Genomic DNA, 7649 nt, shown 5'->3' with positions numbered 1-7649 from the left:
TTGCCCGTGTGAAAGTAGGTAATCGTCAGGCTCCCCCTCAGCTGAAAACATCAACCCCGCCCGCACAGGCGGGGTTGATGCGTTTACAGCCCGGCTAAAATTCAGCGAAGCGCCAGAAGCGAACTGAATTGAATTGAATTGAACTGAACTAATCATTCAACCTCACAGCCAGCGTAACGCGTCAAACTAACAAAGCATCACGCTTCACGCGCCAGAAACCGCTGCGCCAACCGCACCCAATACGTCGACCCCACCGGCAGCAACTCATCGTTGAAGTCATAGCTCGCGTTGTGCAGCATGCACGGCCCATCGCCGTGGCCCATCTCGCGATGTTCGCCATCGCCATTGCCGAGGAACGCGTAGCATCCCGGCTTCGCTTCCAGCATGAACGAGAAGTCTTCAGCGGTCATCGTCGGCTCGATCGGATCGACGACGTTTTCTGCCCCGACGATTTCCTTCATCACCATTGCCGCAAACCTCGTCTCTTCGCGAGTATTGACCGTCGGCGGATAATTGCGCCGAAACGTCAGCTTGGCCGAACACTCATACGCTTCGGCAATGCTCCCGACGATCTTCTGCATCCGCGACTCGATCATATCCAGCGTTTGCGTCGTGAATGTGCGCACGGTTCCGGCGAGCCACGCTTCGTTCGGCACCACGTTGACCGCATCTCCGGCATGAATCTGGGTGATCGACAGAACCCCCGTATCGATCGGCTTCTTGTTGCGCGTGATGATGCCCTGCAGGCCATTCGCAATCTGCACCGCGGTGAAGACGGGGTCGCGTCCGTTATGCGGCAAAGCCGCGTGCGCTCCGATCCCCTTCACCTCGATCCGGAATTCGTTGCTCGACGCCATGATCGGCCCCTCGGTCACGCCGAAGTGTCCGGCACCCAAGCCCGGCCAGTTGTGGATGCCGAACACCGCATCGACAGGAAATCGCGTGAAGAGCCCATCGTCGATCATTGCCTTCGCGCCCGCGCCGCCTTCTTCGGCCGGCTGAAAGATAAACACGATCGTGCCGTCGAAGTCGCCATGCTTTGCGAGGTAGCGCGCGGCGCCGAGCAGCATCGCCGTGTGCCCGTCGTGTCCACAGGCGTGCATTTTTCCGTCGTTGCGGGAACGGTGATCGAATGTATTGAGCTCGAGAATCGGCAACGCGTCCATATCGGCACGCAAGCCAATGGAGCGCGTGCCATTGCCGCGCTTCAACACGCCTACGACCCCGGTTTTACCGAGGCCACGATGGACTTCGATTCCCCAACCCGACAACGTCTTCGCCACGAGATCGGAGGTATGGGTCTCTTCATAGCGCAGTTCGGGATTGGCATGAATCGTTCGTCGAAGTGACTGAATTTCGCCATGCGCGGACTGGATTTCAGGGATAAGTTTCATGATGAAAGGTGCGCTAGCTGCCGGAAGTGATCTGAGCGAGCGGCGACGGTGCATCATCGGCGCCCGATAATGATTGGATTCTACGCCGATCGATATTCCCGACAGCGCGGCCGCCGACGACGCGAACCCGGCGGCCGACCTCGCGCGGACCCCTGTATCGCAGGCGGACATAATAAAATCGACCTTTCAGGCGCGTAGTACCGGCGCAACGTGCGAAAGCAAATGCATCAGCACGCGGGACCCGCATCCCGCACCACGAATCCCACGCATTCGAAAGAGAAGGCCCCCAATTCCATGAGCGCTCCTGCCGAATTCGCCCGCGCGGTCTGCCCGCACGATTGCCCGGATACCTGCGCCATGCGCGTGACCGTCGAAAACGGACGTGCGATCAAGGTAACCGGAGATCCCGACCATCCGCCGACGCAGGGCGTGCTGTGCACCAAGGTCAGCCGCTATGCGGACCGGGTCCACCATGCGAGCCGCCTGACCACGCCGATGAAGCGGGTCGGCAAAAAGGGCGAAGGGCGCTTCGAGCCGATCACATGGGACGAAGCATTTGCACTGGCAGCCGCGAAGCTGTCCGACATCGCGGCGCGCGCACCGGAGGCGATCGTTCCGTACAGCTATGCGGGCACGATGGGCCTCGTGCAGGGCGACAGCATTGCGCAACGGTTCTTCCACAAGCTCGGCGCGTCGCAGCTCGATCGCACGATTTGCGCGTCCGCAGGGTCCGCGGGTCTCAAATATACATACGGTGCAGGACTGGGCATGCTCACCGAGTTCTTCTCCGAAAGCGAACTGATCCTGATCTGGGGCTCCAATCCGATCGCGTCGAACCTGCATTTCTGGACACGCGCGCAAGAGGCCAAGCGCAACGGCGCGCGCCTGATCGCGATCGACCCGTACCGGTCGCTCACGGCTGAAAAATGCCATCAGCACATTGCGCTGAAGCCCGGCACCGACGGCGCACTCGCGCTCGGCATGATGCACGTGCTGATCACCGAAGATCTGCTCGACCACGCCTACATTGCCGATCACACGTTCGGCTTCGAGCAGTTGAAGGCCCGCGCGCTGACCTACACGCCCGAACGCGTCGCGCAGATTTGCGGCCTGGAAAAAACGGAGATCATCGAACTGGCACGCGTTTACGGCAACACTCGCAAAGCCGCGATCCGACTCAACTACGGCGTGCAACGTGTGCGCGGCGGCGGCAACGCGGTGCGCGCGATTGCGTGTCTGCCATCGCTGACCGGCGCATGGCGCGAGCGCGCGGGCGGCGCGCTGTTGTCGTCCTCGGGATGGGCGCCGGTCGATTCGTTCGCGCTGGCCCGGCCCGATCTGATGCCGGGCTGGCCGTCGGCGCCGTCGCGCGTCATCAATATGAATGCAATCGGTGACGCGTTGCTGCATCCGGGCGACGACAGCAACGCCGGCAAAACCAGCAAACCCGGCAACGCCCACGGCATTCCGCCATTCGGCGCGAAAGTGGAAGCAATCGTCGTCTACAACTCGAATCCGGTCGCGGTCGCGCCCGATTCGGAGCGCGTGGCCGCCGGTTTCGCACGCGAAGATCTCTTCACGATCGTCCTCGAGCATTTCCAGACCGACACCGCCGACTACGCCGACCTGCTGCTCCCCGCTACGACGCAGCTCGAGCATCTCGACGTTCACAAGTCGTACGGCCACACGCACGTGATGGCGAACCTGCCGGCGATTGCGCCGGTCGGCGACGCGAAGCCGAATACCGAGATTTTCCGCGGCATCGCGCGGGCCATGGGTCTTACCGAGCCGGCGCTCTTCGAAACCGATGAAGAAGTGGCCGCCGCGGCCTTTCACTGGAACGATGCCGCGCTCGCCGGAGTCGACTGGCCGACGCTCAAGCGCGCCGGCTGGGCGAAACTGCAGGTGCCGGACGCGCCGTTCGCGGCAGGCGGCTTTCGCACGCCGTCGGGCAAATGCGAGTTTTACAGCGAACGGCTCGCGCAACAGGGCCTCGATCCGCTGCCCGACTACTTGCCGCCGTACGAGTCCGCGGAAAACGCGCCTGACCTCGCGTCCCGCTTCCCGCTCGCGATGATTTCGCCGCCGGCGCGCAACTTCCTGAACAGCACTTTCGTCAACGTCGAAAGCCTGCGGTCGACCGAAGGCGAACCGCATCTCGACATCCATCCCGCCGACGCGAGGCGCCGCGGCATCGACGAAGGCGCGCGGGTGCGCATCTTCAACGATCGCGGCTCGATGCAGGCGCGCGCCCGCGTGACCGACAAGGCGCGCGAAGGACTCGTCGTCGGCCTGTCGATCTGGTGGAAGAAACTCGCGCCGGACGGCCGCAACGCGAATCAGGTAACGAGCCAGGCGCTGACAGACCTCGGCGGCTCGGCGACCTTCTACGACTGTCTGGTCGAGGTCGAACGCGCATAACGCATCGATCCGGGCGGCATCCGGACAACCTGCGCTGCGCCGGAAGCGATGAGGTCCGGCCCAGCGCATCAAACGCGCATGAGGCATACGGAACTGCCGCCCATCCGCCGTTCCTGTGCCTATATATATGCGTGCGCTCACGATCCTCACGGAATGACAGCCCGGGGCAGCGTGTTCTTCCGTTTCGAGGACATCGTCTAAACCGGTGGTTACCCGAAATAAAGTGCGGAAAAGCGCGTGCTACGATGCGCTGCCCTTCACACGATCAGTCAAAAAAAGCAGCAAAATCAAACCATTGCGCATGGGACCGGAGAAACACCGTATGCAGAAGATCTGGCTGAAATCGTATCCACCCGGAGTGCCGGCGGAAATTGATCCGACGCAGTATCAATCGGTGGCCGATCTTCTCGAGGAAAGCTTCCGCCTGTATCGCGACAAGCCCGCATTCGCGTGCATGGGCAAAGCGATCACCTACGGCGAACTCGATGAACTGTCGCGGCGCCTCGGTGCGTGGTTTCAGTCGAAGGGGCTCGAGCGCGGCGCGCGCATCGCGATCATGATGCCGAATGTGCTGCAGTATCCGATTGCGCTGGCCGGCATTCTGCGTGCGGGCTATGTCGTCGTGAACGTCAATCCGCTCTATACGCCGCGCGAGCTCGAATATCAGATGAAGGACAGCGGCGCGCAGGCGATCATCGTGCTCGAAAATTTCGCGGCGACCGTGCAGGCGGTGGTCCGCAACACGTCGATCAAGCACGTGATCGTTGCGGCGATGGGCGATCTGCTGGGCCCGAAAGGACACATCGTCAATTTCGTCGTGCGGCGCGTGAAGAAGCTGGTGCCGGCGTGGAGCCTGCCTGGCCATGTGCGCTTCAACGACGCGATCGCACAAGGCGCGCGCGCGACGTTCAAACCTGTTCAGCAAGGCCAGCACGACATCGCGTTTCTGCAATATACGGGCGGCACGACCGGCGTATCGAAGGGCGCGACGCTCACGCATCGCAATCTCATCGCGAACGTGCTGCAGTCCGCGGCCTGGCACGAGCCGGCCCGCGCCGCGCGGCCCGACGTCACGCAAACGGTCACGGTGGCCGCGCTGCCGCTTTACCACGTGTTCGCGCTGACGGTCTGCGGGCTCATGCCGATCCGTCAGGGCGGCCTTGTCGTGCTGATTCCGAACCCGCGCGATATCGGCGGCATGATCAAGTCCCTGCAGGGCTACCGCATCACGACACTGCCGGCCGTCAACACGCTCTACAACGCAATGCTCAATCATCCGGATTTCGACAAGCTCGACTTCTCGAACCTGATGGTCGCGAATGCGGGCGGCATGGCCGTGCAGAAAGCCGTCGCCGAACGCTGGTTCGAGCGGACGAAGACGCCGATCATCGAGGGCTACGGCTTGTCGGAGACATCGCCGACGGTGAGCTGCAACCCGGTGACGGCGACCGAATACAACGGCACGATCGGCTTGCCGGTGTCATCGACGGAAATCGCGATTCGCGACGACGACGGCAACGACGTCCCGCTCGGTCAGCCGGGCGAAGTCTGCATTCGCGGCCCGCAGGTGATGGCCGGCTACTGGAACCGTCCCGACGAAACCGCGAAGGTGATGACCGCGGACGGTTTTCTGCGCTCGGGCGACATCGGGCTCATGGACGAGCGCGGCTTCGTGAAGATCGTCGACCGCAAAAAGGACATGATTCTCGTGTCGGGCTTCAACGTCTATCCGAACGAAGTCGAGGATGTGGTCGCGAAGCATCCGGGCGTATTCGAAGTGGCGGCGGTCGGCGTGCCCGACGTGCAGTGCGGCGAAGCCGTGAAGCTCTTTGTCGTGAAGAAGGACGAAAAGCTCACCGATGCCGACATCATCGCGTTCTGCAAGGACCAGCTCACGCCTTATAAGCGGCCGCGCATCGTCGAGTTCCGCAAGGAATTGCCGAAGAGCAATGTCGGCAAGATCCTGCGGCGCGAACTGCGCGACGGTCGCGCCTAGGACGCCCGCGCGACCCGGCCGAACGAGGAGGCGCATTCGGAACAGGCGCCTCTTTCTGTTTCGCGGCGATCTCCAGGGAATGCGAAAGTTTTATACGCAAAGAAAAATCGCGGCACACACGAACCCGTTTGCACCGCTTCGCGCCGCGTGCGGCGGATTCCCGCGCTGTTTGCTGCTGTTTCCTTTAAGCAACATGGTCTAAAATCAGCACCTGGCTACCAAAACCCCTTGTTTTAAGGGCTCGAATGCACCGATCGCGGCGGCATTCGGGCGATCGGCTGACTGGAGGAGCAGGATGGTGCTTGACGACTGGATTACCGAGTTCGATCGCGGTCTGCGATCGATGACAGGCGTGTCGCGAATGAGCCGCCCGATGCCGCTGCCGGCTCGGCCGGCTGAGCCCGCCGAGGCAGCTGGCACGGCCGATTCCGCCGAACGCGTCGAGATGACCGCGCAGGAGCGCGCGCACGCGGCCGGGCTCATGCGCGTCAATCATGTCGGCGAAGTCTGCGCGCAGGCGCTGTATCAGGCGCAAAAGCTCGCAACGCGTTCGCCCGCGTTGAAGCAGGCTTTCGAAAACGCGGCGCGCGAAGAGGAAGATCACCTCGCGTGGACCTCGAAGCGCCTCGAAGCGCTCGATTCGCGCCCGAGTCTGCTGAACCCGCTGTGGTACGCAGGGGCGCTTGCGATCGGCTTTGCCGCAGGCCGTTTCGGCGATCGCGTGAGCCTCGGCTTCATGGCCGAGACCGAGCGTCAGGTCGAGCAACATCTGAACGGCCACATGGAAGCGCTGCCCGCCGCGGACCACGAATCGCGGGCCGTCGTCGAGCAGATGCGCGCCGACGAAGCGGCGCATGGTAAAGCCGCGATGGACGCAGGCGGTGTCGAACTGCCGTTTCCGGCACGCGCGCTGATGCGTGCGGCGTCGAAAATCATGACGACAACCGCATACCGCATTTAGTCTTTGCCTCTTCACCTTGAAATCGCCGTGAGGACGGCGTCTACCACGCCGTCCTTTCACGTTGCCTGAACCTCGCTCGACCTCCACCGCCCATATCCGCGTAGTTGTTCGCTTTGCACGCCGGATCGCACCGCATACGCCCCGCAAAACCGCGCTTTTTCACCCTACTTCTCAAGTACTACCTTCACAAGTTCCACTATCTGATTCATTTATAACGATTTTCCCGTTTACGTCTGACTTGAAGGACCGTCGCTAAGTCCTTGTTCTAGCAAACAAAATTCGTTAAAAATCGGCCCGCCTCCCTTGACCCATGGTGGGGGTTCCTCTAAAGTGGGAGACAGTGTGAGAAAGTGTATTTTTGTGTGATCTACCCGCGTATTTCGGGTAAGTTTTCGAAATGGGGCGGCGTCTTACAACGCCCTCACAAAGGGGAGTGAAGTGTTCCAAGGGGCGTCGGCGCTGACACTCGATGCGAAAGGGAGGATGTCCATCCCGGCTCGCTATCGGGATGCGCTGCAAGGACAGGCAGAAGGCCGGGTGACGATTACCAAGCACCCGGACGGCTGCCTGTTGCTGTTTCCGCGCCCCGAGTGGGAGGTCTTTCGCACGAAAATCGCCGCGCTGCCCATGGAAGCGAAGTGGTGGCAGCGGATCTTTCTCGGCAACGCGGCCGACGTCGAACTCGATACGGCCGGGCGCGTGCTCGTGTCGCCGGAGTTGCGTATCGCCGGCTCGCTCGAAAAAGACGTGATGTTGTTAGGAATGGGAAGTCACTTCGAGTTGTGGGACGCACAGACCTACAACGCGAAGGAACAGGCGGCGATGGCGCAGGGCATGCCCGAAGCGCTGAAGAACTTCACATTCTGACCGCGGGTGA

Annotated in this window: 5 protein-coding genes; 4 read left to right on the top strand and 1 reads right to left on the bottom strand. The window is 61.9% G+C overall.

Annotated features, from left to right (window positions below; all coding sequences use genetic code 11):
- Positions 1–197: 197 nt before the first annotated feature.
- Positions 198–1394: a M20 aminoacylase family protein gene (locus tag QYH69_RS05280; protein WP_308830829.1), complete on the bottom strand. Its 1197-nt coding sequence runs from the start codon at positions 1392–1394 to the stop codon at positions 198–200.
- Positions 1395–1688: 294 nt separating this feature from the next.
- Between QYH69_RS05280 and QYH69_RS05275 the strand changes: the two genes are divergently transcribed.
- The 4 genes from QYH69_RS05275 to mraZ all read left to right on the top strand — a co-directional run bounded on the left by QYH69_RS05275 (position 1689) and on the right by mraZ (position 7639).
- Positions 1689–3815 carry a molybdopterin oxidoreductase family protein gene (locus QYH69_RS05275; RefSeq protein ID WP_308830828.1) on the top strand — a complete coding sequence of 709 codons (2127 nt, stop codon included), beginning with the start codon at positions 1689–1691 and terminating at the stop codon, positions 3813–3815.
- Positions 3816–4137: 322 nt separating this feature from the next.
- The gene (locus tag QYH69_RS05270) at positions 4138–5811 is read left to right on the top strand and encodes a long-chain fatty acid--CoA ligase (RefSeq protein ID WP_308830827.1); all 1674 of its coding nucleotides are present in this window, start codon (positions 4138–4140) and stop codon (positions 5809–5811) included.
- Positions 5812–6106: 295 nt separating this feature from the next.
- The gene (gene coq7 / locus QYH69_RS05265; protein WP_308830826.1) at positions 6107–6772 is read left to right on the top strand and encodes a 2-polyprenyl-3-methyl-6-methoxy-1,4-benzoquinone monooxygenase; all 666 of its coding nucleotides are present in this window, start codon (positions 6107–6109) and stop codon (positions 6770–6772) included.
- A gap of 438 nt (positions 6773–7210) precedes the next feature.
- Positions 7211–7639, top strand: a complete 429-nt coding sequence (mraZ, locus tag QYH69_RS05260) for a division/cell wall cluster transcriptional repressor MraZ (RefSeq protein ID WP_075158241.1) — start codon at positions 7211–7213, stop codon at positions 7637–7639.
- Positions 7640–7649: the final 10 nt, after the last annotated feature.

Origin of the sequence: Paraburkholderia sp. SARCC-3016 (assembly GCF_031119615.1) — a bacterium.
GTDB lineage: Bacteria > Pseudomonadota > Gammaproteobacteria > Burkholderiales > Burkholderiaceae > Paraburkholderia.
This window is presented reverse-complemented; position numbering and strand designations above follow the sequence as displayed.

Excerpts from the sequence above, each read along its gene's own strand:
- QYH69_RS05270 (WP_308830827.1), top strand. The coding sequence starts at position 4,138 with ATGCAGAAGATCTGGCTGAAATCGTATCCACCCGGAGTGCCGGCGGAA.
- coq7 (WP_308830826.1), top strand. The coding sequence starts at position 6,107 with ATGGTGCTTGACGACTGGATTACCGAGTTCGATCGCGGTCTGCGATCG.
- QYH69_RS05280 (WP_308830829.1), bottom strand. The coding sequence starts at position 1,394 with ATGAAACTTATCCCTGAAATCCAGTCCGCGCATGGCGAAATTCAGTCA.
- QYH69_RS05275 (WP_308830828.1), top strand. The coding sequence starts at position 1,689 with ATGAGCGCTCCTGCCGAATTCGCCCGCGCGGTCTGCCCGCACGATTGC.